This is a genomic window from Plantactinospora sp. BC1, from assembly GCF_003030345.1.
Lineage (GTDB): Bacteria > Actinomycetota > Actinomycetes > Mycobacteriales > Micromonosporaceae > Plantactinospora.
The window spans coordinates 4,495,846-4,520,682 of sequence record NZ_CP028158.1; the positions used below are offsets into that span (position 1 = coordinate 4,495,846).

The following is a 24,837-nucleotide window of genomic DNA, read 5'->3' on the forward strand; positions in this document are numbered from 1 at the left end:
CGGCTATCGTCCCGGCATGGACAACGTCACAACGGCGACCCGGCCGCTCTCCGGTGCACAGTGGACGATCTCTGCCGCCGGCCAGGAGGCCGTGGTGGTCGAGGTCGGTGGAGGGCTGCGGGCGTACCGGGCGAACGGCGTCGACTACCTCGACGGGTACGCGGAGGACGAGTTGCCGGCCGGCAGCGCGGGTCAGGTGCTCGCACCGTGGCCGAACCGGATCCGCGACGGCCAGTACACCTTCGCCGGCCAGGAGTTGCAGCTCCCGCTGACCGAGCCGGCCCGGCACACCGCGATCCACGGTCTGGTCAACTGGCTGCCGTGGCGGCTGGTCGAGCAGCGGCCGGACGCGGTGGTGGTGGGCTGCGAGATGCCGGCCCAGATCGGCTACCCGTGGCCGCTGTCGCTGCGGGCCGAGTGGCGGATCGACGCGGACGGGCTGCGGGTACGCCACGAGGCGACCAACGTCGGCAGGACGCCCTGCCCGTTCGGCTTCTCGGTCCACCCGTACCTGCGGCTGCCCGGAGTCGCCGTGGACGACCTGCGGCTGCGGGTACCGGGGCGCAGCCGGCTGCTGCTGGACGGCCGGCTGCTGCCGATCGGGGCGGCGAAGGTGACCGGCGGGGAGTACGACTTCACCGAGCCGCGCCGGATCGGGCCGGCCGTACTCGATCTGGCCTTCGGCGACCTCGACCCGGCGCTGGTGCACGAGTGGGGCTCCAGCGTCACGCTCTCCGGCCCGGACTCGGCGGTGAGCATCTGGGCCGACCCGTCGTTCGGCTGGTGGCAGGTCTTCACCGGGGACACCCTGACCGGCGACCGCTACCGGCGGTCGGTGGCGGTCGAGCCGATGACCTGCCCGCCGGACGCGTTCCGCTCCGGCCGGGACGTGATCGTCCTCGAACCGGGACAGACCTGGCAGGGGAGCTGGGGCATCCGGCCCGGCGCCTGACGCCTCGGCGGGAGCCTGGAGGGGCACGCGATGGAGTTCTCGACGGTCGTCCGGCGGCGGCGGATGGTGCGCAACTACGACCCGGACCGGCCGGTACCGCCGGAGCTGGTGGACCGGTTGCTGGCGCACGCCGTTCGGGCCCCGTCGGCCGGGTTCTCCCAGGGCTGGGCGTTCCTGGTGCTGACCGAGCCGGCGGACCGCGAGCTGTTCTGGACGGCGACCACCCCGGCCACTGCCCGGCGCGACCCGGCGGCCGAGGGGCAGAGCCGGTGGCTGACCGGGATGCGGCGGGCGCCGCTGATCGTCGTACCGCTGGCGGACCGCTCCGCCTATCTCGACCGGTACGCCGAGCCGGACAAGGGGTGGACGGACCGCGACGAGACCCGCTGGCCGGTGCCGTACTGGTATGTCGACACCGGGTTCGCCGCGCTGTTGATGCTGTTGACCGCGGTGGACGAAGGGCTCGGCGCGTGCTTCTTCGGCATTCCGGCGGAGCGCACCGGGTCGTTCCGGGAGGCGTTCGGGGTGCCGGAGGAGTTCACCCCGATCGGCGCGCTGAGCATCGGTTACCCGGCACCGGACCACCGGTCGCCGTCGCTGCGGCGCGGTCGCCGGCCGGTGGCGCAGGTGGTGCACCGGGGGCGGTGGGGCTGACATCCGTGTCGACGCGGGTGGTGCCGAGGTCACGGAAGGTAGTAACGAAACTGACATCCGTGGACAAACCAAGAGCTCGTCGGAGGTCGCTAGGCTGACGGACGTCATTGGTACGGTGCGGCTCGGGCAGGTGGCGGGCCGCCGGAGTAGCGGCAAGGGGTCGGGCCAGCACGGCCATGGGGAGGGGAGCGTGCCGTCGTGATCTTCAAAGCGGTTCGGGACGGGCGTCCCTACCCGGACCACGGGCTCACGTTGAAGCAGTGGGCAGAGATCCCGCCACGCCCGCTGCGCCTCGACCAGCTCATCACGACCAAGCGGGAACTCGCGCTGGACAAGCTGCTCGCCGAGGACTCCACCTTCTACGGCGACCTCTTCCCGCACGTCGTGCAGTGGAGCGGTGGTCTCTATCTGGAGGACGGGCTGCACCGGGCGCTGCGCGCCGCGCTCCAGCAGCGCAACCAGATCCACGCCCGGGTGCTGGTGCTGCCGGCCTCCTGAGCCGGGCGGGGCCGCGCTGGCTAGGGTGGCGGTCATGACCGAGGCAACGGCCGGGACACCCCCGCTCGACCTGCTCGACCTGGACGGTTCGCTGACCGAGGAGGACCGCCAGATCCGGTCCGTCGTGGGCCAGCTCGTGACGACCCGGGTACGCCCGCACGTCGCCGGCTGGTACGAGACCGGCCAGGCCCCGGTGCGCGAGTTGGCCGTCGAGTTCGGCAGGCTCGGCCTGCTCGGCATGCACCTGACCGGGTACGGCTGCGCCGGTGCCTCGGCCGTCGCGTACGGGTTGGCCTGCCTGGAGCTGGAGGCCGGCGACTCGGGGGTCCGTTCGCTGGTCTCGGTGCAGGGATCGCTGGCCATGTACGCCATCTGGCGGTACGGCTCCGAGGAGCAGAAGCAGCACTGGCTGCCCCGGATGGCGACCGGCGAGCTGATCGGCTGCTTCGGGTTGACCGAGCCGGACCACGGCTCCGATCCCGCCTCGATGACGACCCGGGCCCGCCGGGACGGCTCCGACTGGGTGTTGACCGGCGGCAAGATGTGGATCACCAACGCGCCGGTCGCCGATCTCGCCGTCGTCTGGGCGCGTACCGACGAGGGGGTGCGCGGTTTCGTCGTACCCATGGCGACGCCCGGGGTGACGGCGCGGGAGATCCGGCACAAGATGTCGCTGCGCGCCTCCTCGACCGGGGAGATCGTGCTCGACGAGGTCCGGTTGCCGGCGGACGCCCTGCTGCCGGCCGCGACCGGGCTGCGGGCCCCGCTGAGCTGCCTGACCGAGGCGCGGTACGGCATCGTCTGGGGTGCGCTCGGCGCCGCCCGGGACTGCCTGCACGCCGCGCTCGACTACGCGACCAGCCGGGAGCAGTTCGGCCGGCCGATCGCCGGCTTCCAGCTCACCCAGGCCAAGCTGGCCGACATGGCGGTCGAGTTGCAGAAGGGCTATCTGCTGGCGCTGCACCTGGGCCGGCTCGCCGACGCCGGCCGGCTGCGGCCGGAGCAGGTCAGCGTCGGCAAGCTGAACAACGTCCGGGAGGCGATCGCGATCGCCCGGCAGTGCCGGACCATCCTCGGCGCGAACGGCATCAGCGGGGAGTATCCGGTGCTCCGGCACGCCAACAACCTGGAGAGCGTGCTGACCTACGAGGGGACGTCCGAGATCCACCAGTTGGTGATCGGGCAGCGGCTCACCGGGCTCTCCGCGTTCGGCGGCTAGCCCGGCGAGTTCCGGCTGGCGGTCAGGCCACCTTGCGGGCGGAGCGCAGCGCGGTGGCCAGCGTCTCCAGGGCGGCGGCGCTGCCGGCGTACGAGAACCGGGGCTCGCTGTTCCAGCCGACGATCTGGTTGGCCTTGACCGCCGGGAGTTGCTGCCAGGTGGGCTTGCCGGTCAGGTCCTTCGGCTGGAGCGTGGAGCTGCGGTTGTCCATCAGCAGCAGATCGGCCGGGTACTTGTCGGCGTTCTCCCAGCTCAGGCTCTCGAAGTAGCCGCCGTCGTCGAGCTTGCCCGGCACGACGACGTCCACCCCGAGGGACTTGTAGTAGAGGATGTCGGAGTTGACGCCCGGGTTCGAGGCGTAGAAGAGGTCCTGTGCGGCGGAGCAGGCGAGCACCCGGATTCCGGGGTTCGCCGCCACCGCCTCCCTGATGCTCGCGGCGGCGGCCTCGAACCGGGCCTTCGCCTCGGTGACCTTCGACGCGTTCAGGTCGGCGCCGAGCGCGGCGGCGAGTTCGGCGTGCCGACCGATCACCTTGTCCAGCGGGGCGCGGGAGGCGACCAGCGCCACGGTCGGGGCCAGCGGGACGATCTGGGCCTTGCTCTCGTCCGGCACGTACCAGAGCGAGTTCTTCTCGTACTCGTGCGTGACCAGCAGTTCGGGCTTGACCGAGGCGTACGTCTCGATGTTGAACTCGCCCCAGGTGTTGCCGATGACGGTCAGTCCGGCCACCGGCATCTCGCCGGCCTGCACGTCGGCGCTGCCGTCGGCGCGCTTCGTCGGGCCGAAGACGCCGACGAGCTGGTCGGTGACGCCGAAGTCGTACAGCGCGGCGGCGGTGCCGACGAACGCGACGACCCGGTCGGGCCGGCTCGCCGCGGTGGCGGTCTGCCCCCGGTCGTCGGTGAAGCTCCACGCGCCGTCGGATCCGCTGCTCTCCGTGCCGGGATCGTCGTCCTGGCCGCAGGCGCCGAGCAGGGCGGTGAGGCCGAGCGCGCCGGCCGCGCCGAGCAGGTTGCGGCGGGTGAACTGACGGGGGTGCGGCATGGCGTGGTGCTCCTTGGCTGACCGCTGCGCACAGCGGAACTCTTCGGTCCGGGGCGATCTCTGATCGCCGGGCATGAGGTTAGCCTGACCTAACTTGGAGTTGTCAAGTCGCGGGGGGTCCGCGTCGACGCCGCTGACCTGCCGGTTGACCCGGCACCGGCCCGAACGGACGGCACGGCGCGGCCCCGATACGCCGCTGCCACGGCGGGATCCGGCGGGATTAGAGCCGCCGGCCGGGGGTAGCCCGTGCCGTGGGGGCCGGAGGTATCTCGGAGCACGGGTTGCTGGCCGACGGGCGCAGCGCCGCGCTGGTCGACCGCTCCGGCTCGGTCAACTGGTGGTGCCCGGAGCGCTTCGACGCACCCTCGGTCTTCTGCCGGCTGCTCGACGTCGCCGGCGGGCACTGGTGGATCCGGCCGGCCGGGCGCTTCGAGGTGCGGCGCAGCTACCTGCCCGACACCCTGGTGCTGCGCACCGTGTTCCGGACCGAGCAGGGCGAGGTGTCGCTGACCGACGGGCTGCTGCTGGAGAACGGCGCCCGGGGACACGACATCGGGCGGCGGTCGCCCGGAGTCCTGGTCCGGGTGGTGGAGGGGCTCTCCGGGACGGTACCGATGGTGCTCTCCTACTCGCCCCGGTTCGAGTACGGCCGGCGGACCGCGTACCTGGTCTGGCAGGACGGCCAACTCGTCGCCACCTCCGGGCCGACGACGCTGACGCTGACCGCCCCGATCCCGCTGACCGTGAACGAGTCCGAGGCGACGGCCAGGTTCACCGTCGGTGCCGGCCAGCGGGACAGCTACGTCCTCGCCTACCGGCCCACCTTCCACGAGATGCCGTCGCACCCGGTCGACGACGCGGACGCCTTCGGCGACACGGTGCAGGGCTGGCGGTCCTGGGCCGCCCACCACGACTACCAGGGGCGCTATCCCGAGCTGGTCCGGCGCAACGCCCTGGTGTTGCAGGGCCTCACCTACGCGCCGAGCGGTGCGGTGGTGGCCGCCGCGACCACCTCGCTGCCGGAGAAGCTCGGCGGCGACCGCAACTACGACTACCGCTACGCCTGGCTGCGCGACTTCAGCCTGACCCTGCGGGCGCTCTGGGTCGCGGCCTGCCCGACGGAGGCGAACCGGCTCTTCGGCTGGGTCGCCTCGGCGGTCGGCCGGATCGACGGCCAGCCGGTACCGATCATGTTCGGCGTCGAGGGGGAGCGGGACCTGACCGAGCGCCGGATCGAGACACTGCGCGGGTACGCCGACAGCAGGCCGGTCTGGGTCGGCAACGAGGCGTGGCGGCAGCGTCAGCTCGACGTACCGGGCGAACTGCTGGACGCGGCCTGGCGGCTGCGGGACTACCTCGACCCGATGGGTGCGGAGGTACGCGACCTGCTGCGCAGCCTCGCCGACCAGACGGTGCGGAGGTGGCGGGAGCCGGACGCCGGGATGTGGGAGGCCCGGGACGCCGCCCGGCACTACGTGTCGTCCAAGGTGGGCTGCTGGGTGGCGCTGGACCGGGCGGTACGGTTCGGCGCCCGGCTGGGCGACTCCGACGACCTGACCCGCTGGGCGGCGGCCCGGGACGAGATCCGGGAGACCGTACTCCGGGAGGCCTGGAACGCCGAGGTCGGCGCCTACACCGGCGCCTTCGGCTCGGACCAGCTCGACGCCAGCGTGCTGCTGATGCCGGTCGCCGGCTTCCTGCCCGCCACCGACGCGCGGATGCGGGCCACCATCCGGCTGGTCGAGGAGCGGCTCTCCCGAGGCGGCCTGGTCCGGCGCTGGGCCGGCGACCCGGCGGCGTTCACGATCTGCTCCTTCTGGCTGGTGCAGTGTCTGGTGCTGGCCGGCGAGCGGGACCGGGCGGCGGCGATCTTCGAGAACGTGGCGGGCGTCGCCAACGACCTCGGGCTGCTGGCCGAGCAGGTCGACCCGCACACCGGCGAGCAGCTCGGGAACTTTCCACAGGCGTTCTCGCACATCGGGCTGATCGGTGCGGCCTGGGAACTCACCACCGCCTCAGCCGAGGCGATGCCGGCAGGGGGAGGAAGCTGATGACTGGACGGCTCGAAGGAACCACTGCGCTGATCACGGGATCGGATTCCGGGATCGGTCAGGCCACCGCGATCGAGTTCGCCAGGGAGGGCGCCGACGTGGTGGTGCACTACCTGCACGACCACGACGGCGCGCAACACACCCGGGAACAGGTGGAACAGGCCGGCCGGCGGGCCGTCGTGGTGCGCGGCGACATCAGCGAGGAGGACCAGGTGGAGGCGATGTTCGACACCGCGCTGGCCGAGTTCGACGAGCTGAACGTGCTGATCAACGACGCCGGGGTGGACGCCTCGGGCATCCCCGTGATCGACCTGGACACCGAGACCTGGGACCGGGCCATCCGGGTCAACGTCTACGGGGCGTTCTTCTGCTCGCGACGGTTCGCCCGGCACCGCCGGGACCGGGGCGGCAAGGGCAAGATCATCAACATCACCTCGATCCACCAGGAGGTGGCCCGGGCCGGCGGCTCGGACTACGACACCAGCAAGGGCGCGCTGCTCAACCTCGCCAAGAGCATGGCGCTGGAACTCGCACCGATGGGGATCAACGTCAACAACATCGGACCGGGCATGGTGCTCACCCCGTTCAACCAGCGGGCGATCGACGACCCGAAGTACCTGGAGGAGCAGGTGCAGAGCATCCCGTTCAAGCGGGCCGCGGAGCCGGTCGAAATCGGTCGGCTCGCGGTCTTCCTGGCCAGCTCCGACGCCGACTACGTCACCGGGTCGACGTACTTCATGGACGGCGGCCTGATGCAGAACCAGGGTCAGGGGGCCTGACCAGACAGCGAAGCCGGAAGGAGAAGCCGTGTCCCGCTATCCACACACGATCGTCCCGATCGACCACGTCGAACCCTGTGGCCGGCGGATCCGCGCCCTGCTCAACGGCGAGTGGGTGTTCGACACGAGCAACGCCCGGTACGTCTGGGAGGAGCCGCACTATCCGCACTACTACATCCCGCTCGCCGACGTACGCCAGGAGCTGCTGGTCGACGAGCAGGACGTCCAGCAGTACCCCGCGGGTACCGCCCGGCAGTACGGCCTCCGGGTGGGCGAGCGCTACCACCCGGGCTGCATACGGGTGCACACCGACAGGTCCGTCGACGGGCTGGCCGACATGGTGCGCTTTCAGTGGGACGCCCTGGACACCTGGTTCGAGGAGGACGAGGAGATCTTCCTGCACCCGCGCGACCCGTACACCCGGGTGGACGCGCTGCGGTCGACCCGGCGGGTACGGGTCGAGATCGACGGCGAGGTGCTGGCCGAGTCGGGCTCGCCGGTGCTGGTCTTCGAGACGGGCGTGCCCACCCGCTACTACCTGAACCGGGCCGAGGTGGACCTCGGCCGGCTGATCCCCACCGAGACCGTGACCGCCTGCCCCTACAAGGGCCGGACCAGCAACTACTGGTCGGTCCGGATCGGCGACACCACGCACAACGACGTGGCCTGGGCGTACGACTTCCCCAGCCACCTGATGCAGCCGATCGCCGGGATGGTGGCGTTCTTCAACGAGAAGGCCGACATCTTCGTCAACGGTGAGGCGGTGCCCCGGCCGAACACCCGCTGGTCGCGGTAGGGCCACCGGGTTGCCCGAGGAGCTGCTGGCCCGCGTCGTCCAGGTGCTGGTCACCGTCGTCGAGGCGGTGGGGGCGGCAGTGATCTTCGTCGGCGCCGTCTGGACCGCCGGCCGGTTCGTGGTGGCCGGGATCCGTCACCGGTCGGCCGCGGTCTTCACCCCGATCCGGCTGTCGCTGGGCCGGTTCCTCACCCTGGGGCTGGAGTTCCAGCTCGCCGCCGACATCCTGCGTACCGCCGTCTCGCCGACCTTCGGACAGCTCGGCCGGCTGGCCGCGATCGCCACCATCCGGACGGCGCTGAACTATTTCCTCGGCCGGGAGATCCGGCAGGAACAGCGGCAGCTCGGCACCTCGGACGGCCCGCCGGCCGACCGGAGCGGACCGGCCGCCGGCGCCCCGTCCGCCGACCCGGCCGGCGAGGGGGACGGACGGCGGTGAGAAATCTGGGCACCCTGCTCACCGCGCTCGCCCTGCTGGCGGCCGTGGTGACCCTGCTGACCACCCGGTCCTGGCGTACGGCGCTGCGGGTGCTGCTCGACCTGCTGGTGGCGGCCGGCCTGATCCGGCTGGCCACCCTGGAGAGCTGGACCGATCTCGCCGGTGCCGCGATCGTCATCGCGCTCCGTCAGCTCGTCTCGGCGGCCCTGCTCGGCTCCGGCCGGCCCGGCGACGGGGCCGGACCGGCCGGAGCCCGGGTGGTGGTGGGATGGTCGAGGGTGAGGTGGCCGGGAACGGGTACGGGCCGGACCCGTTCCCGACCGACCTCCTAGAAGCCGCGCCTGCTGTTCGGGTCCGAGGCGACGGCGAGTACCTGCTGGAGACCCCGGTAGGCGGCCTTGGGCTGGAGGTTCTCGTCCAGCGGGGTGGCCGAGCCCTGGCCCTCGAAGAAGCCGGGAACCCAGGAGTACTTGTCGGTGAAGCCCCACACCGTGAACATCACGCAGCGCGGGGTGAGCAGGCAGGCCTGGAGCAGGGTGTTGAAGCTACCCACCTGACCGGCCTCCTTGTAGGTGTCGACCGGCAGGAAGAACCGCACGTCGACCTCGGTGAACGCGGTCTCCAGGCCGAGCCTGTCGAAGCGGGCCAGGTTCTGCGGGGCGTCGATCGGCAGCGGGTACTGGAGGTCGAGGTGACCCTGGAAACCCATGCCGTGCAGCGGCACCCGCTGCTTGCGGAGCTGCTTGGCCAGCTCGTAGTAGGCGGTGCTCTTCGGGTTGATGTTGTCGATCGCGTAGTCGTTGAGGAAGAGCTTGGCCCTCGGGTCGGCGGCGTGCGCCCAGCGCAGCGCGTCGGCGATGTAGTTCGGGCCGAGGTGCTGGCGGAAGATGGTGTCCCGGAGCACCGGGGCGTCGCCGTCGGTGAACGCCTCGTTGACCACGTCCCAGGCCCGGACCTTGCCCCGGAAGTGCTTCACCACGGTGGTGATGTGGTTGCGCACGATCTCACGCAGCTCGGCGGAGTCGATCGAGCCGTCGGCGACGCCGTCGGTCAGCCAGGCGGGGGCCTGACTGTGCCAGAGCAGCGTGTGGCCGTGCACCTTCTGTCCGTTGCGCCGGGCGAACTCGATCAGCTCGTCGGCCGGGCCCCAGTTGTACTGGCCCCGGGTCGGCTCCAGCTCGGCCCACTTCATGACGTTCTCGGCGGTGACCGCGGAGAACTCCCGGGCCGCCCGCTCCCGGTACGGCGCGTCGGTGGCCAGCGCGTTCATGTCGATCGCGGTACCGATGCCCAGGCCGTGTTTCCTGGCCAGTACCCGCAGCGGAAGGTCCGTGGACGTCCCACCGGGTACGTGTGCGGCGGAGCCGCCCTTGGTCGCAACGGCGTTGATCGGCGCCTGGGTCGGGGCGGCGGTGGCGGTCGACGGCCCGACCGTGTAGAGGGCGCCGGCCGCGAGCACGCCGACCAGGGCTATCCGAAGTTTTCTCATCGAAGCAAGGCCTCCAGGGTGTGGTTCTCCGTCAGCCGCCGGTCGGAACCGGCGGGGAGCGGCGCGCAGGGGACGGATGCGCGTCGATCGCTACCCGAACGCGGTTCGGGTACAAATTTGCTGCCGGGCACACTGTCGGAGATCCGACACTCTGGAGGGTCGGCTCGGTCTTGCTAGAAGATCGTCAGCGGTGGTAGAGGACGGGAGGGTCGTGCTCAGCCGGCCTCCGCCATCGCCACCGCGAACTGCTCCGGGGTCAGCTTCCCCTGGAACAGTCGGCGCAGGTTGTCGAGGAGCACCGTCGCCGCCGCCGGCTCCAACGCCTGGTCCCAGGCCAGCCCGTACGACGGGGCCCGGGTCACCAGCTCGTGCACCGAGGTGGCGAACTCGGCGTGCCGGGTGCCCCGCAGCCGCTGCGCCGCATCCGTCACCGGCGGCACCTCGCCGTCGGCGATCAGGGCGTCCAGATAGTCGTCCGACGCCACGGACCGGACGAACTCCAGCGCCGCCTCCGGGTGCCGGCTGCCGGCGACCACCGAGAAGTAGTGGGTCGGCACCCCGACCAGGTCGGCCGGGTCCCCGGCCCCGCCGGAGACCGCCGGGAAGGGCACGAAACCCAGGTCGCCGGTGGCCATGAAGTCCGGGTTCCGGGCGAGCTGGGTCGGATACTCCCAGGTACCCATGAGCTGCATCGCGGCCCGCCCGCTGGCCAACCGCCCGGACGCGTCGCCGTCGTCGTAGGCGACGGAGGCGAAGTCGGCACCGAAGGCGCCCCGCTCGACGAGGGCCCGTACCTCCCGCAGCGCCTGCGTCACCGCCGGCTTCGACCAGGCGCCGGGACGGCCGGCGACGATGTCGGCGGTGGTACCCGGACCGCCGATCCGCTCGGCGAGGTACATCACCCACATCAGCTCGGTCCAGCCCTGGGCACCGCCCAGCGAGATCGGGGTGATGCCGCGCGCCTTGAACGTCTCCACCAGGGAAAGCAGCTCGGCGTAACTGCCCGGCGGCCGTACGCCGGCGTCGGCGAAGACACCCCTGTGGTAGAAGAGCACCACCGGGTGGGTACCGCCCATCGGGATGCCGTACTGCCGACCGTCCACCACCCCGCCGGCCAGCGTGCTGGGCAGGAACCGGCCGGCCACCCCCGGCTCGTCCCGCAGCGCGGTCAGGTCGACGAGCATCCCGTCCCGGGCCAGCCCGGCCAGGCTCGCCCCGCCCCAGGTGGCGAAGACGTCCGGCCCCTCCGACGAGCCGATCCCGGTACGCAGCTTCTGCTTGTACTCCTCGTTGCCGAAGGTGACGAGGTCCACGTCGACCCCGGGGCCCTGGTTGTGCCGGTCCACCAGTTTCCGCAGCGCGGGTTCGTCGCCCGGCTGGGTGATCGCCCAGACCCGGATCGTCCCGGACGCCCCGTCGGCGGGCGGCGGCACCGACGGCACCGTCCGGGTCAGCTGCGCCCCGGTGAGGGTCACCGCCAGCACCAGGACCGCCGTCGCCAGGCTGGCCAGCCCGGCCCGCTGCCGACGCCTGCGCCGGTAGCGCCGGCGGATCGTGGTGATCGCCTCCGGATCGGCCGCCGGCAGGGCGTGCTGTGCCTGGGTCAGGGTGGCGGCCAGCTCCCGGTCGAGCCGCCCGTCGTCCACCGGACCTACCTCGTCAACCACGTCCGCTCCGAATCGTCGAGTCGGCGGGCGCCAGGTGCGCCCGTAGCACGCGCTTGGCCCTCGCGTACCTGCTGGAAACCGTGCCCGGAGGCTCGTCGCAGATCCCGGCGATCTCGCTGAACGTGTAGCGGTACAGCACGTGCAGCACCACGACCGTCCGTTCCGCCTTGCCGAGCTGCTGCAACGCCTGCCACAGCGCGCCGTTGCCCACCGCCGTCGCGGCCGGATCGTCGGACCGGTGGTCGACGTCGTCGGTAAGCACCTCACGACGCCACCGCCGCCACCGGCTCACGTTGCGGGTCACGATGACCTGCCGGGCGTACGCCTCGGGATTCTGCCCGGCCTTCGGCCACCGCTGCCAGACCTCGACCACCGCGATCTGGGCCAGGTCGTCCGCCTCGGCCGCGCTGCCGCTGATCAGGTACGCGAACCGCCGCAAAGCGTCCAGCCGGGCCCGAGCGAACTCCTCGGCGTCGCTGAACGCACCGTGGGCCACAGGCTCCTCCTCCGGGCTCCTAACGCTGGCCGCCGTCGATTCGCTGCACCTCGAACCTAGCGGTCCCGGTGTCCCGGATCACCTGCCGAGGCGGTGCTCCGCCGCTCGGCGAGTTCGACGGCGTTGCGGAACAGCATCGCCACGGTGGTCGGGCCGACCCCGCCGACCCGGGGCGTGATCGCCCCGGCGACCGAGGCGCACGACTCGTCGAGGTCCGGCAGCAGCCGGCGTCCGGCGTAACGGACCCCGCCGCCGATCGCGACCGCGCCGGGCCGCAGGTGCTCCGGCCGCACGATCCCGGGTACGCCCACCGCGGCGACCACGATGTCGGCCCGCCGGGTGTGCCGCTCCCAGCCGGGTACCCCGCTGTGCACCACGGTCACCGCCGCGTCGGCGGTGGGCCGCTTCTGCCCGAGCAGCAGCGACAGCGGCCGGCCCAGGGTCGTACCCCGGCCGAGGATCACCACGTCGCGGCCGGCGACCGGGATGTCGTGGAAGGCGAGCAGCGCCTCGATCCCGGCCGGGGTGCACGGGACCGGGCCGGGCAGCCCGGCGGCGAGCCGGCCCAGGCTCTCCGGGTGCAGCCCGTCGACGTCCTTGGCCGGATCGATCGCGGCGATCGCCGCCTGGTAGTCGAGGTGGCCGACGGGGTGCTGCACCAGGATGGCGTGCACCGCCGGGTCCTCGTTGAACTCGCGGATCGCCCGGAGCAGGTCCGCCTGGCCGGCGGTGCCGGGCAGGTGGGTGTGCGGCGACGCGAAGCCGAGGTCGGCGGCGCGTTGCTGCTTCATCCGGATGTAGCCGGCGCTGGCGGAGTCGTCGCCGACCAGGATCGTCGCCAGGCTCGGCACGACACCGGCGCGGCGCAGCGCGGCGACCCGGGCGGCGACGTCGGCGAGGACCGCCTCGGCGACGGGGCCGCCGGGCAGCAGCCGGGCGGTGCGTACCTCGGCGTCGGTGGGGGTCTCGGAGACGGTCACGGGGCTTCCTCTCGACGTGGAAAGCCCCGGCGCCCAGGCGTACGGCGACGGAGTCGAGCCCGGCGGTCGCTTCCCGGTGGTGCTCCACCCGACGCCAGTCACCACCGCCACGCCGAGCCTACCTCCGGGCCCGCCACCATCGGCGGTCGTGCTCGGCTGCCGCCGTCGCGAGCTGGGCAGACGTGAGCCCGGCCCGCGTCCCTCCGGCTCGACTCGCGGGTGTCGTACCGGAGTCGTACCGTTTTCTCCAGGTGCTCCTTCGACAAGGACGGTGAGGGCGGATGTCCCGAGAAGGCGATGTCAACCAGCCCACGCGTGAGTTTCCCGGCTATGCGAAGGGGCAGGCCACGCCCCCCGGCCCGGTCGATCCCTGGTCCGACGGCACGGCGCACGAGGACACCCGGCCGTTCGACGCCGACGAGCCCCGGCCGGAGCGGTCCGATCCGGAGCCGACCGGCGGCGGCCGGTGGGGTCGCGGCGTCTTCGTCCTGGTGGGCATCATCGGCGTGGTCGCCGTACTGGTGCTCGGGGTGCAGGTCAGCGGGATCCTGCCGGACTGGCGCAACCCGTTCGCCAAGGAGCAGACCGACCGCAGCCAGCCGCCGCTGCTCAAGTCGATCCAGGACCTCAGCCGCTACGTGGCGGCGGAGGGGAACTTCGAGGTCGTCGTCGACCTGGAGAACAACCGGAAGTACGTCCCGGAGTTCCTGCTCGGCGAGCGCACCCTCTTCGTCGGGGCCGGCACCGTCGACGCGTACGTCGACTTCGGAACGCTCCGCGACGACGCGGTGGTCGTCTCCGCGGACGGGAAGTCGGTGGAGATCAAGCTGCCGGCACCGCAGCTCGGCGAGGTCAACCTCGACCTGGAGCGGAGTTACGTCTTCGCCGAGAAGCGCGGCATCCTCAACCAGCTCGGCGAGGTCTTCGGCGGCGACCCGAACCGGCAGCGCGAGGTCTATCTCAAGGCCGAGCAGAAGATCGCCGAGTCGGCCAAGAGCAGCGGGCTCGGCGAGCGCGCCCAGGAGAACACCCGGAAGATGCTGGACCAACTGCTCCGGTCGCTCGGCTACGAGCGGGTGACCGTCAGCTACGTCCAGCCGTGACCGTCGCCGCCCTGGGCACGCTGGCGGCACCGTCGGCCGACGAGCCGCCGATGCTGTTCGGGGCGGCGATCTGGTCCATCCTGGTGATGGCGGTGGTGTTCGTCGCCAACCTGGTCGTACACCTGCTGCGGGACTGGTTCGGCCCCCTCGACCGGCTGGTCGAGGGGGCCCGGCAGGACGTCTACCTCGACCACGTCCGGGGGCCGGCCGCCGCCGTGCTCGTCGCGGCCACCAGCGGGTACGGCATCAACATCGTCACCGGGGACGCCGACTCCCTGCTCGGCTACCTCGGCCTGCTGATGGCGCTGCCCCTGCCGCTGGCCATGGTCGTCTGGGCCGGTGTCCGGGCGGTACGCCAGGCCGACTTCGAGCGGGTGTGGCCGCCGGAGTCGATCCCGGTCGACGACCGGGTGAAGGTGCGTCACGTGCTCCGGCGGGTACGGGCCGAGGCGGAAGGGCTCGCCGGGATGCCGGCCGGTGAGCTGGACCGACTCGGCCGGCTGTTGACCCGGCTCTCCGAGGAGACGGTGCCGGCGCTGCACGCCCGGCGGGACCGTGACCTGCGGCAATGGCTGCGCGACCATCCCGTCGTCGCGGTCGGGGTCGCGGTCTGGAGCGGGCTCACCGTCGTCGCCGTCGGGGTCGCCCTGGCGTCCCGGTACGACGGGTCGTGGCGGCTCGCCGGGGTCCTCGCCGGGTTCGCGGCGGTGGTCCTCGGCCTCCAGGGCGGGCTGCTGACCGTACTGCGCCGACGGAGCCGTTACCGGTCGGCTCTGCTCGCCGACGAGGTGGAGCAGACCGCCGGGGCCATCCGGCGGCGCATCACGGAACAGCGGCTGGGCCTGGGCACCGGGTCGGGCGCTCTGCCCGGCCGGCAGCACCGGCGGGGCTGACCGCCCGGCCCGTACCGCAGGTCAGTGCGCGGCGACGTAGTGGCGGTCCTCGTTCGGCATGATGATCCAGAGCGCCAGGTAGACGATCACCTGGGTGCCGGGCAGCAGCAGCGAGAGGATGAAGAGCAGCCGCACCATTCCGGCGGACATGCCGAAGCGGCGGGCCAGCCCGGCGCAGACTCCGGCGATCATGCGGTTGTCTCGGGGGCGGGTGAGCTTGCGGCTCATCGACGTCTCCTCTGATAGCGGTGGAACGGGCGGCTGATTCCACGGTAGGAACGGGAGGTCGGGCCGCCCTCGGTCTCCAGACGGATCCGGACACCGCGTACCCGTAGGTACTTACCCGGGCGGGGCCGGCGGACACCCGGGTCCGGTGTCGGGCACCCGGACCGATCTGCTCCGGCGGCCGTCCCGCGCCTGCCGGGCCGGGGCCGGGTAGGCTCGCGGACCGGCAGCTCAGGGGCGATGCTTGGGGGTAGCCCCGGCGACCGCCCCGGGGCCAGGGCCGGCAACGGGGCCGGCCGGGAGGAGTTTCGATGATCAGCGCCTTCGACCTGTTCACGGTCGGGATCGGGCCGTCCAGCTCGCACACCGTCGGCCCGATGCGGGCCGCCCGGACCTTCGCGACCGGGCTCAAGGCCGACGGGTTGCTCGCGGAGACGGCCAGGGTGCGGGCGGAACTCTTCGGCTCGCTCGGTGCCACCGGGCACGGGCACGGCAGTGGGCCGGCGGTACTGCTGGGGCTGCTCGGGGAGGCGCCGGAGACGGTCGACCCGGACCGGGTCCCCGAGACGGTGGCCGGGATCCGGGCCAGCGGCCGGTTGGCCGTACTCGGTGCGCACGAGGTCGACTTCGACGCCGACCGGGACCTGGTGCTGCACCGCCGCCGGTCGTTGCCGTTCCATCCGAACGGGATGACCTTCACCGCGTACGACCCGGCGGGTGCACCGCTGCGGGCCCGCACCTACTACTCGGTGGGTGGCGGGTTCGTGGTGGACGAGAACGCGACCGGCGCGGACCGGATCAAGCCGGACAGCACCCGGGTCCGGTACCCGTTCAGCACCGGCGCCGAGCTGCTGGCCCTGACCGCCGAGACCGGGCTGCCGATCAGCGGGATCATGCTCGCCAACGAGCGGGCGTGGCGCAGCGAGTCGGAGATCCGCGCCGGCCTGCTGGAGATCTGGCGGGTGATGCGGGAGTGCGTGGACCGGGGCAGCCGGCGGGACGGGACGCTGCCGGGCGGGCTGCGGGTCCGGCGCCGCGCCGCCGAGTTGCGCCGGGGCCTGGAGGCGGATCCCGGTTCGGCCGACCCGTTGCGGGTGATGGACTGGGTGACGCTCTTCGCGCTCGCGGTCAACGAGGAGAACGCGGCCGGCGGCCGGGTGGTGACCGCCCCGACGAACGGCGCGGCCGGGATCATCCCGGCGGTGCTGCACTACTACACCCGGTTCGTGCCGGGGGCGTCCGAGGAGGGCGTACTCCGCTTCCTGCTCGCCGCCGCCGCGATCGGGGTGCTGTTCAAGGAGAACGCCTCGATCTCCGGTGCCGAGGTCGGCTGCCAGGGCGAGGTCGGGTCCGCCTGCTCGATGGCGGCGGCCGGGCTGGCCGAGGCGCTGGGCGGTACCCCGGCCCAGGTGGAGAACGCCGCCGAGATCGGCATGGAGCACAACCTCGGGCTGACCTGCGATCCGGTCGGTGGCCTGGTGCAGATTCCCTGCATCGAGCGGAACGCGGTGGCCAGCATCAAGGCGATCACGGCCGCGCGGCTGGCGCTGCGGGGTGACGGGGAGCACGCCGTCTCGCTGGACAAGGTGATCAAGACGATGCGGGAGACCGGCGCCGACATGAAGGTCAAGTACAAGGAGACCGCCCGGGGCGGGCTCGCGGTCAACGTCATCGAGTGCTGAGCGTCGGGGTGTCGAGCCGGCGTCGGCATGATGGCGGGCGGGCGCCGTTCGGGTAGCGTTGGCGCGTTACCCGGGAAGGTGTCGCAGCCCGGCCGATCCTTATTTGGGGCGATTTTCCCGACTGCTACCCTATGTCGGGCTCGACCGGTCGGACCATGACGAGCACGGGAGGCGGCGGTGACGTCTGGCGTGGCGGCGGTGTGGTCACACCGCAACACGCTCCGGCTGCTCGTCCGCCGGGACCTGGCCGTCAAATACCAGCAGTCGGTGCTGGGCTACCTCTGGTCGCTGATCGAACCGCTCGGCATGGGCGTCATCTACTTCTTCGTCTTCGGCGTGCTCTACCGGTCGGCCACCGACCGGCACCTCGGTGACGCCGCCGAGTCGTACCCGCTCTTCCTGATCACCGGCATCTTCGCCTGGATGTGGACCAGTTCGGCGATCGGCGAGGCGACCGCCGCGCTCACCGGACAGGCCCGGTTGATCACCACGATGAACCTGCCCCGCGAGGTCTTCCCGATCGGCCGGGTCGCCGGCCGGTTCGCCGAGTACGTCGCCGGACTGCCGATCCTGGTCGCCGTCGCGATCGCCTACGCCTCGCTGGACCGGATCGAGTTCGGGGTGTCGCTGCTGGCGCTGCCGCTGGCGATCCTCATCCAGGCGACCCTGCTGGTCGGGATCGCGCTGCTGCTCTCCTCGCTCAACGTGCTGATGCGGGACATCGAGCGGCTGATGCGGCTGGTCACCCGGGTGCTCTTCTACGCCACCCCGATCATCTATCCGCTGACCCTGGTCCGGGACTCCGCGCTGCCGGACTGGGTCAAGATCACCTACGAGTTGAACCCGCTGGTCGGGATCTTCCAGCTCCACCACGCGGTCTGGTACCCCGACGAGTTCCCCGACGCCCGGCTGCTCGGCGTCTCGGTCGGCGGCAGCCTGCTGGTGCTGCTCGCCGGCTGGTGGGTGTTCCGCCGGCTCGAACCCGCCGTCCTGAAGGAGCTGTAGTGGCCGGGGCGATGGTGCAGGCGGAGAACCTGGGCATCCGGTTCGTCCGGAACCGGCGGCGCAACCTGCGGCTGCGGGAGATGTTCATCCACCGGGGCGGCCGGCAGCCCGCCGCCGGGGTCTTCTGGCCGCTGCGCAACGTCTCGTTCTCGGTCGCGCCGGGCGACACCGTCGGGATCATCGGCCGCAACGGCACCGGCAAGAGCACCCTGCTCCGGCTGATCGCCGGGGTGCTGATCCCGGACGAGGGCCGGATCCGGGTCGGCGGCGCGGTCGCACCGCTGCTGGAACTCTCGGCCGGCTTCTCCAACGACCTGACCGGGCGGGAGAACGTCCACCTGGTCGGCTCGCTGCACGGGCTCAGCCCGAGCTTCCTGCGCCGGCACTTCGACGAGATCATCGAGTTCTCCGGCGAGCAGATCGCGAAGGCCATCGACACCCCGGTCCGGCACTACTCGTCCGGGATGAAGGTCCGGCTCGGCTTCTCGGTGATCGCCCAGCTTCAGCACCCGGTGCTGCTGATGGACGAGGTGACGGCGGTCGGCGACGCCGACTTCCGGAAAAAGTGCTACGACACCATCGACCGGCTGATCGCCGAGGGCCGTACCGTGATGCTGGTCTCGCACAACGAGAACGATCTCACCCGGTTCTGTAGCCGGGGACTCTACTTCGACGGAGGACGATTGCGGGTGGACGGCACCATACGCGAGGCTCTTGACGCATACCACGACGTGGTCAGGCCGTGATGCTGGCGATCCTGCTCACCCCCACCCGGCCGGGCGCGCCGCTGACCCGTCCCGACGGCGTGCCGCTCGCCGCCGCACTCCGCGAGCAGTTGCGCGCGGCCGGCGCCCGGGACGTGGTCAGCACCGACGATCCGGGCGAGGTCGCCGTGCTGGCCGGCACCGCCCGGGAACCGGTACTCCTCTGCTCCGGCGACCTGGTCGCGCACACCGCCGTACTCCGGCACCTGGCCACCAGTCCGATGCCCGGCACCGTCGCCCTGGTGCTGCCCGAACCGGGCGCCGGCCCGGTCGGGGTGGTCGAGGACCGCAACCAGGTGGTCGCCGTCGGCGACCCCGCCGGGGCGGCCGGCACCGTCGGCACGCTGACCACCGCGCCGACCGGCGCCTCCGGCGGAGCGGTACGCGTCGGCGTGCCCGACCTGCCCGCCCTGGTCGCCGCGGCCCGGGCCGTCGCCGACCTGCCCGACGGCAACGTCGCCGCGGCCCGGGCCGTCGCCGACCTGCCCGACGGCAACGTCGCCGCGGCCCGGGCCGTCGCCGAGGCGCCCGCCGGCCCGACCCCGCTGCTGGACCGGCTGCTCGCCGCGCTGACCCGCCCCGAACCGGCGACCGGCACCGGCATCACGATCTTCGCCCACCGGGTACGCCTGCTCGTCGCCCGTCGGGTCGCCGACCCGGCGGCGCTGGCCGAGGCGGAGGCGGCGGTGGCGGCGGTCGACTCCGACCGGGCCGAACTGCGGCTCTCGGTCAAGGAGAAGGACGACTTCTTCACGACGTACTTCGTCAGCACCTGGTCGCCGTGGGTGACCAGGCTCTGTGCCCGGCTCCGGCTCACCCCGACCGGGGTGACCGCGATCTCGGTCGCCTTCGCGGTGGCGGCGGCGGCGCTCTTCGCCTTCGGCGACCGGCCCGCGCTGGTGGCCGGCGCGGTCCTGCTCTACCTCGGCTTCATGCTCGACTGCGTCGACGGGCAGTTGGCCCGCTACACCCGGCACTTCAGCCCGTGGGGTGGCTGGCTCGACACCATCGCCGACCGGGCCAAGGAATACCTGGTCTACGCCGGCCTCGGCATCGGGGTCGAACGGGCCGGCGGCCCCGGCTGGGCGCTGGCGATCGCGGCGATCACCCTGCAGACCGTCCGGCACATGACCGACACCTGGTACGGCGCGCTGCACGACGAGGCGGCCAAGCGTCCCCGCCCGGCCGGGCAGGGCGGCTCCGGTGGGCTCGGTGACCGGCTCAGCCAGGCGTCGAACCGGGTGCAGGCCGACACCGGCTCGTTCACGTACTGGGCGAAGCGGACGGTGGTCTTCCCGATCGGCGAGCGGTGGGCACTGATCGCGCTCACCGTGGCGATCTTCAGTCCGCTGGTCAGCCTGGTCGCCGTACTGGTCTGGGGTGGGTTGGCGGCGGCGTACACGCTGGCGCTGCGTACCCTGCGGGCCCGCTCGATGCGGGTCGCGGTGCTGACCGAGGTCGACACCACGCTGCACCGCGACGACGGGCCGGTGGTCCGTTCGCTCGCCGCGCTCGGCCGGCGTGCCGGGCTGCCCGGGCCGCTGCCGCTCGCCCTGCTCGGGGTGGTGGTCGGCCTGCTCCTGCTCGGTGCCGGCCTGGCCGGGCTCGGCACCGAGTCGGCGCGCTGGCTGGTGCCGCTGGCGGTGCTGGCCGTGCTGGTCGCCGGGCTGTCGGCGGCGGCACCGCACGGCGGCGCGCTGGACTGGCTGGTGCCGGCGGCGCTGCGGGCCGCCGAATACCTGCTGGTGATCGGGGCCGGGCTGCTGGTCGACGCGGACGGTGCGGTGATCTTCGCGCTGCTCTTCGTACTCGCCCTGCGGCACTACGACCTCACCGCCCGGCTGGAGAAGCGGGAGCGGGCGCCACTGATGCACGCGCTCGGGCTGGGCTGGGACGGCCGGCTGATCCTGCTCGCCGTCGCCGTGCTCGTCGGCCCGGTCGCCGGTCGGGTGGCGCTGCTGCTGCTCGCCGGCTACCTGGCGGTGATTTTCCTGGTGAACGCGCTCCGTGGCTGGGTACCCAGGGACATTCCCGCGCCACGACAGCCGGCCGACGCCGCCGTCGGGTCCGGTGGCCACCCCGCCGCCCCCGACGCGTACGCGACCGCTCGGGCGGGGGAGGGGAACGCCGCTACCCCGGAGCGACCGGACCGGACCGGGACGCCGCAGCGGCGGGAGTGGGACGGATGACGCCGCCGGTGGGGTGACCGGGCACCCGCACGGGCGGCGCGGCGGAGAGGGACGCATGTCGCTGCCAGCGGGAGTACGGCGCCGATGGCGCTGATCAGTTTCGTCGTGCCGGTCTACCGGGTGCAGGGCTACCTGCGGGAGTGCCTCGACTCGATCCTGCGCCAGCCGGTGGCCGACGTCGAGGTGGTGGTGGTCGACGACTGCTCGCCGGACAGTTGCGGCGAGATCATCGCCGAGTACGCCGCCCGGGACGACCGGGTCCGGGTGGTCTCCCTCGACCGCAACGTGGGGCTGGGCGAGGCCCGCAACATCGGCCTCGACCTGGCCACCGGCGAGTACGTCTGGTTCCTGGACAGCGACGACTGGCTGGTCGACGGCTGCCTGCCGGCGGTGGCGGAGCGGCTGCGCCGGGTCGGGCCGGAGGTGCTGCTCGTCGACCACGTCCGGGCGTACTGGGACCACCGGACGCTCGGCAGCGGCCTGGACCGGTCGGTGCCGGACTCCGGCGCCGAGGTCTTCACCGTCCGGGACCGGCCGGAGGTGCTCGGCGTGCTGCACACCGCCTGGAACAAGCTGGTGCGCCGCCGTTTCCTGGTCGAGGCCGACCTGCGCTTCGGCCCCGGCTGGTACGAGGACGTGTCGTTCAGCTATCCGGTGCTGCTCGCCGCCGACCGGATCAGCGTGCTGGACGTGGTCTGCGTCAACTACCGGCAGCGGCGGTCCGGCGCGATCACCCGGACCCGGGACGACCGGCACTTCGAGGTGTTCCCGCACTGGCACCGGGTCTTCGAGCTGATGGCGCGCTGGGGACCCGAGTACGACGACCTCCGGCCGTTGATCTTCGAGCGGATGGTCTGGCACTACCTGATCGTGCTCGGCAACGGGCGGCGCCTCTCCCCGGAACTGCGCCGGAGCTTCTTCGACCAGGTGGTGGCGGACTACCGGCGCTGGCTGCCGCCGGGCGGCTACCGGGTGCCGGGCGGGGTGGACGGGCTGAAGCACCGGCTGGTGGCCGGCGGGCACTGGCGGACGTACGCGGTGTTGCGGGCGCTGCACCACTCCCGGCGGCGGGGCGGGGCCGGCCGGCTCGTCCGGCGGTCGCTGCCGTGGTCGCCGTCGCGCCGCCGATCCGCCCCGGTGGCGGCGTCCCGGCTGCCGGCGGTGGTCTCCGAGGCTGCCCGGCTGGGCCGCGCCGGGCTGCTCCGGGCCTACTACCACGCGCAGTTGCGCCGTCCGGTCGATCCGGCGCTGGCGCTCTACGCCGCGTACTGGTACCGCGGCTACGCCTGCAACCCGGCGGCGGTGCATCGGAAGGCCCGGGAGCTGGCGCCGTGGATCCGGGGTGTCTGGGTGGTACGCCGGGACCGGGTTGCCGCCCTGCCGCCCGGGGTGCCGTACGTGGTGGCCGGCACCCGGGCGTACTTCCGGGCGTTGGCCCGGGCGCGGTGGCTGGTCAACAACGTGAACTTCCCGGACTACGTGGTCAAGCGGCCCGGCTCGGTGCATCTGCAGACCCACCACGGCACCCCGGTCAAGGTGATGGGGCTGGACCAGCAGCGCTATCCGCGCGGTGCGGCCGGGCTGGACTTTCCCCGGCTGCTGCGCCGGATCGACCGCTGGGACTACAGCCTCAGCGCCAACACCTTCTCCACGCAGATGTGGGAACGGGCCTATCCGGCGGAGTACCGGACGCTGGAGGTCGGCTATCCGCGCAACGACCGGCTGGTGAACGCCGGGCCCGCCGAGGTCGAGGCCGTCCGGCGCCGGCTCGGCATCGGCTCCGGCGAGCGGGTGCTGCTGTACGCGCCGACGCACCGCGAGCACCGGCCCGGGTACTCGCCGCCGTTCGACCCGGGCGCCCTGCTGGAGGTACTTGGTCCGGCCGGCCGGCTGCTGGTCCGGGGCCACTATCTCGATCCGGGCGCGTGTTCCGCCCCGGGAACTCCGGCGGGTCGGGACCGGGTGTGGGACGTGACGGACCATCCCTCGGTGGAGGATCTCTACCTCGCCGCCGACGTACTGGTCACCGACTATTCGTCGGCGATGTTCGACTACGCCACCCTGGACCGGCCGATCGTGGTGTACGCCCCGGACTGGGCCGAGTACCGGCGCGAGCGCGGGGTCTATCTGGACGTGCTCGCCGAGGGGCCGGGGGTGGCGGTGACGGAGTTTACGGAGCTGTTGACGGCGTTCCGCAGCGGCGCGGTGGACGGCCCGCCGGCCGCGCTGGCCCGGCAGCGGTTCCGGGACCGCTTCTGTGCCCTGGACGACGGTCGGGCGGCCGAGCGGGTGGTCCGGCGGGTCCTCCTCGACGAGCCCGACTGAGCGGCACCCGAGACCCGGTCTAGGTCCGGGCGTTGTTGTCGGCGGGCAGGTGCTCGGTGGCCCAGCGGGCGATCTGCTCCAGGGCGGGCATCAGCGCCTGGCCCCGTTCGGTCAACCGGTAGGAGACCGCGATCGGCGGCCCCTCCCGGACGGTCCGGACGACCAGCCCGTGTTCGGTCAGTTCGGCCAGCCGGTCGGAGAGCACCGAGTCGCTGACCCGGCCGACGGCCCGGGAGATCTCCCGGAAACCGGCCGGGCCGAACTTCAGGCTGCCGAGCACGCTGGCCGTCCACCGCTTGCCGAGCACCGAGAAGGCCCGGGTGAGCGCGGCGTCGGCGGGTGCGCAGCGCTCCGGTCCGGGCGGCTCCGGGGCGGAGGGCGGCATGCCGGAATACTATCGCTCCCGACGTCGCTAGTATTTCCGAAGCGGCTATGACAGGCCGTGCAACTTCTAATCTTGCTGGGGAGCATGATGAGCGAGCAGACCTACCCACGGCCGAGCGTGCTGGTCGTGGGCGGCGGATATGGCGGGATCAACGCGGCCAAGGCGCTGGACGACGTCGCCGAGGTGACCCTGGTCGACCCGACCGAGGCGTTCACGCACAACGTGGCGGCCTGGCGCGCGCTGGTCGAGCCGGAGTGGCTGGACCGGATCTTCTTCCCGTACGAGCGGCTGCTCCGGCGCGGGCGCTTCGTCCGGGACCGGGTGGTCGCGGCGGACGGGCACGAGGTCACCCTCGGCTCCGGCGAACGGCTCAGGCCGGACTACCTGGTGCTGGCGACCGGATCGACGTACCCGTTCCCGGCGAAGGTGGACGAGCCCGACCTCGGCACCGCCCGGGACCGGCTCCGGGACGCGCACGCCGTACTGCGCGACGCCGGGCGGGTACTGCTGGTCGGGGCCGGCCCGTCCGGGCTGGAGCTGGCCGGCGAGATCAAGGCGTACTTCCCGGAGAAGCACGTGACCATCACCGACGCCGCGCCGGAGATCCTGCCCGGCCCGTACGCCCCGGAACTCCGCGAGGAGTTGCACCGCCAGCTCGACAAGCTCGGCGTCGAGCTGCGGCTGGGCAGTCGGCTGGAGCTGCCGACCGCCGACCCGGCGACCCGGGCGGCGATCTCGGTGCGCACCGGGGACGGCGACGAGCTGACCGCCGACGTCTGGTACCGCTGCTTCGGGGTCAGCCCGACCACCGGCTACCTGCGCGGCGCGCTCGCCCGGGCCCGCGACGAGCGGGGCTACCTCCGGGTCGACGGCCAGTTGCGGGTCGACGGCCAGCAGCGGGTCTTCGCGATCGGCGACATGGCCGACGCGGACCTCAACATGGCCGGCCGGGCGAGCATGCAGGGCCAGCTGATCGCGGCCAACATCCGGGCGCTGATCACCGGCGAGGGCGAGCCCGCCGACTATCAGCCGATGCCGCCGGTGATCGTCGTGCCGCTCGGCCCGGAGGGCGGCGCCGGGCAGATGCCGGACGGCGTCAAGGGCCCGGAGGCGGTTGCCGGGATCAAGGGTCGGAACATGCTGGTCGAGATGTACTCGGCGCTTTTCGACGCCGGCCCCGGCCGGAACTGAACGGTCGTAC

At 72.5% G+C, this 24,837-nt stretch carries 23 protein-coding genes, 1 pseudogene and 1 riboswitch; of the genes and pseudogenes, 17 read left to right on the top strand and 7 right to left on the bottom strand.

Features of this window, described 5'->3' with window-relative positions:
• Positions 1 to 16 precede the first annotated feature (16 nt).
• From C6361_RS19610 to C6361_RS19625, 4 genes are all read left to right on the top strand, one after another.
• Positions 17 to 952 carry an aldose 1-epimerase family protein gene (locus tag C6361_RS19610; protein WP_107271043.1) on the top strand — a complete coding sequence of 312 codons (936 nt, stop codon included), beginning with the start codon at positions 17 to 19 and terminating at the stop codon, positions 950 to 952.
• Positions 953 to 982: 30 nt separating this feature from the next.
• Positions 983 to 1,606 (top strand): nitroreductase family protein, encoded by a 624-nt coding sequence (locus C6361_RS19615; protein WP_107268601.1) that lies wholly within the window; start codon positions 983 to 985, stop codon positions 1,604 to 1,606.
• Between the two features lie 198 nt (positions 1,607 to 1,804).
• Positions 1,805 to 2,104: a type II toxin-antitoxin system VapB family antitoxin gene (locus tag C6361_RS19620; protein ID WP_107262346.1), complete on the top strand. Its 300-nt coding sequence runs from the start codon at positions 1,805 to 1,807 to the stop codon at positions 2,102 to 2,104.
• Between the two features lie 34 nt (positions 2,105 to 2,138).
• A complete protein-coding gene (locus tag C6361_RS19625) occupies positions 2,139 to 3,323 on the top strand; it encodes an acyl-CoA dehydrogenase family protein (RefSeq protein ID WP_107271044.1) in 1,185 nt (394 codons plus the stop codon).
• 22 nt (positions 3,324 to 3,345) lie between these two features.
• On the opposite strand, the gene C6361_RS19630 is transcribed toward C6361_RS19625, so the two are convergent.
• On the bottom strand, positions 3,346 to 4,368 hold the full coding sequence (locus C6361_RS19630; RefSeq protein ID WP_107262350.1) for an ABC transporter substrate-binding protein: 1,023 nt from the start codon (positions 4,366 to 4,368) through the stop codon (positions 3,346 to 3,348).
• 251 nt (positions 4,369 to 4,619) lie between these two features.
• Between C6361_RS19630 and C6361_RS19635 the strand changes: the two genes are divergently transcribed.
• The 5 genes from C6361_RS19635 to C6361_RS19655 are packed head-to-tail and all read left to right on the top strand — an operon-like array spanning position 4,620 to position 8,765.
• On the top strand, positions 4,620 to 6,419 hold the full coding sequence (locus C6361_RS19635; protein WP_107268602.1) for a glycoside hydrolase family 15 protein: 1,800 nt from the start codon (positions 4,620 to 4,622) through the stop codon (positions 6,417 to 6,419).
• Positions 6,419 to 7,198, top strand: coding sequence for a glucose 1-dehydrogenase (locus C6361_RS19640; RefSeq protein WP_107262354.1), 780 nt, complete (start codon positions 6,419 to 6,421; stop codon positions 7,196 to 7,198). Before C6361_RS19635 ends, C6361_RS19640 begins: the two co-directional genes overlap by 1 nt.
• Before the next feature lie 28 nt (positions 7,199 to 7,226).
• Entirely contained in the window at positions 7,227 to 7,994 is a 768-nt protein-coding gene (locus C6361_RS19645) for a DUF427 domain-containing protein (RefSeq protein WP_107262356.1), read from the top strand.
• Between the two features lie 10 nt (positions 7,995 to 8,004).
• The gene (locus C6361_RS19650) at positions 8,005 to 8,433 is read left to right on the top strand and encodes a DUF1622 domain-containing protein (protein WP_107268603.1); all 429 of its coding nucleotides are present in this window, start codon (positions 8,005 to 8,007) and stop codon (positions 8,431 to 8,433) included.
• Entirely contained in the window at positions 8,430 to 8,765 is a 336-nt protein-coding gene (locus C6361_RS19655; RefSeq protein ID WP_107262360.1) for a hypothetical protein, read from the top strand. Before C6361_RS19650 ends, C6361_RS19655 begins: the two co-directional genes overlap by 4 nt.
• On the opposite strand, the gene C6361_RS19660 is transcribed toward C6361_RS19655, so the two are convergent.
• From C6361_RS19660 to C6361_RS19675, 4 genes are all read right to left on the bottom strand, one after another.
• Positions 8,762 to 9,922, bottom strand: a complete 1,161-nt coding sequence (locus C6361_RS19660; RefSeq protein ID WP_107268604.1) for an endo-1,4-beta-xylanase — start codon at positions 9,920 to 9,922, stop codon at positions 8,762 to 8,764. The genes C6361_RS19655 and C6361_RS19660 overlap by 4 nt on opposite strands.
• A gap of 215 nt (positions 9,923 to 10,137) precedes the next feature.
• On the bottom strand, positions 10,138 to 11,589 hold the full coding sequence (locus C6361_RS19665; RefSeq protein ID WP_107268605.1) for an ABC transporter substrate-binding protein: 1,452 nt from the start codon (positions 11,587 to 11,589) through the stop codon (positions 10,138 to 10,140).
• Positions 11,582 to 12,085, bottom strand: coding sequence for an RNA polymerase sigma factor (locus C6361_RS19670; protein ID WP_107262366.1), 504 nt, complete (start codon positions 12,083 to 12,085; stop codon positions 11,582 to 11,584). The genes C6361_RS19665 and C6361_RS19670 overlap by 8 nt, the downstream gene beginning before the upstream one ends.
• Before the next feature lie 56 nt (positions 12,086 to 12,141).
• Complete coding sequence (locus C6361_RS19675) at positions 12,142 to 13,065, bottom strand: bifunctional 5,10-methylenetetrahydrofolate dehydrogenase/5,10-methenyltetrahydrofolate cyclohydrolase (protein WP_107268606.1); 924 nt, start codon at positions 13,063 to 13,065, stop codon at positions 12,142 to 12,144.
• 24 nt (positions 13,066 to 13,089) lie between these two features.
• Positions 13,090 to 13,177: riboswitch (ZMP/ZTP riboswitch) on the bottom strand.
• A gap of 169 nt (positions 13,178 to 13,346) precedes the next feature.
• Here C6361_RS19675 and C6361_RS19680 point away from each other — a divergent pair.
• A complete protein-coding gene (locus tag C6361_RS19680) occupies positions 13,347 to 14,168 on the top strand; it encodes a DUF4230 domain-containing protein (RefSeq protein ID WP_107268607.1) in 822 nt (273 codons plus the stop codon).
• The gene (locus tag C6361_RS19685; protein ID WP_107268608.1) at positions 14,165 to 15,061 is read left to right on the top strand and encodes a hypothetical protein; all 897 of its coding nucleotides are present in this window, start codon (positions 14,165 to 14,167) and stop codon (positions 15,059 to 15,061) included. The genes C6361_RS19680 and C6361_RS19685 overlap by 4 nt, the downstream gene beginning before the upstream one ends.
• Positions 15,062 to 15,082: 21 nt before the next feature.
• On the opposite strand, the gene C6361_RS19690 is transcribed toward C6361_RS19685, so the two are convergent.
• Entirely contained in the window at positions 15,083 to 15,289 is a 207-nt protein-coding gene (locus C6361_RS19690) for a PspC domain-containing protein (protein WP_107262373.1), read from the bottom strand.
• 308 nt (positions 15,290 to 15,597) lie between these two features.
• Here C6361_RS19690 and C6361_RS19695 point away from each other — a divergent pair, with 308 nt between their 5' ends.
• The 5 genes and pseudogenes from C6361_RS19695 to C6361_RS19715 all read left to right on the top strand — a co-directional run bounded on the left by C6361_RS19695 (position 15,598) and on the right by C6361_RS19715 (position 23,251).
• The gene (locus C6361_RS19695) at positions 15,598 to 16,968 is read left to right on the top strand and encodes an L-serine ammonia-lyase (RefSeq protein WP_107268609.1); all 1,371 of its coding nucleotides are present in this window, start codon (positions 15,598 to 15,600) and stop codon (positions 16,966 to 16,968) included.
• A gap of 177 nt (positions 16,969 to 17,145) precedes the next feature.
• The gene (locus tag C6361_RS19700) at positions 17,146 to 17,973 is read left to right on the top strand and encodes an ABC transporter permease (protein WP_107262376.1); all 828 of its coding nucleotides are present in this window, start codon (positions 17,146 to 17,148) and stop codon (positions 17,971 to 17,973) included.
• An 11-nt stretch (positions 17,974 to 17,984) separates the two neighbouring features.
• The gene (locus tag C6361_RS19705) at positions 17,985 to 18,719 is read left to right on the top strand and encodes an ABC transporter ATP-binding protein (RefSeq protein ID WP_369931442.1); all 735 of its coding nucleotides are present in this window, start codon (positions 17,985 to 17,987) and stop codon (positions 18,717 to 18,719) included.
• Positions 18,719 to 20,818: pseudogene (locus C6361_RS19710) on the top strand (DUF5941 domain-containing protein); the annotation flags it as partial. The gene C6361_RS19705 and the pseudogene C6361_RS19710, both read left to right, overlap by 1 nt.
• 192 nt (positions 20,819 to 21,010) lie before the next feature.
• Positions 21,011 to 23,251, top strand: coding sequence for a CDP-glycerol:glycerophosphate glycerophosphotransferase (locus tag C6361_RS19715; RefSeq protein ID WP_107268611.1), 2,241 nt, complete (start codon positions 21,011 to 21,013; stop codon positions 23,249 to 23,251).
• Between the two features lie 19 nt (positions 23,252 to 23,270).
• Here C6361_RS19715 and C6361_RS19720 read toward each other — a convergent pair whose 3' ends face one another.
• Positions 23,271 to 23,636, bottom strand: coding sequence for a helix-turn-helix domain-containing protein (locus C6361_RS19720; RefSeq protein WP_107268612.1), 366 nt, complete (start codon positions 23,634 to 23,636; stop codon positions 23,271 to 23,273).
• Between the two features lie 84 nt (positions 23,637 to 23,720).
• Between C6361_RS19720 and C6361_RS19725 the strand changes: the two genes are divergently transcribed.
• Entirely contained in the window at positions 23,721 to 24,827 is a 1,107-nt protein-coding gene (locus C6361_RS19725) for an NAD(P)/FAD-dependent oxidoreductase (RefSeq protein WP_234358897.1), read from the top strand.
• The last annotated feature ends 10 nt before the right edge of the window (positions 24,828 to 24,837 follow it).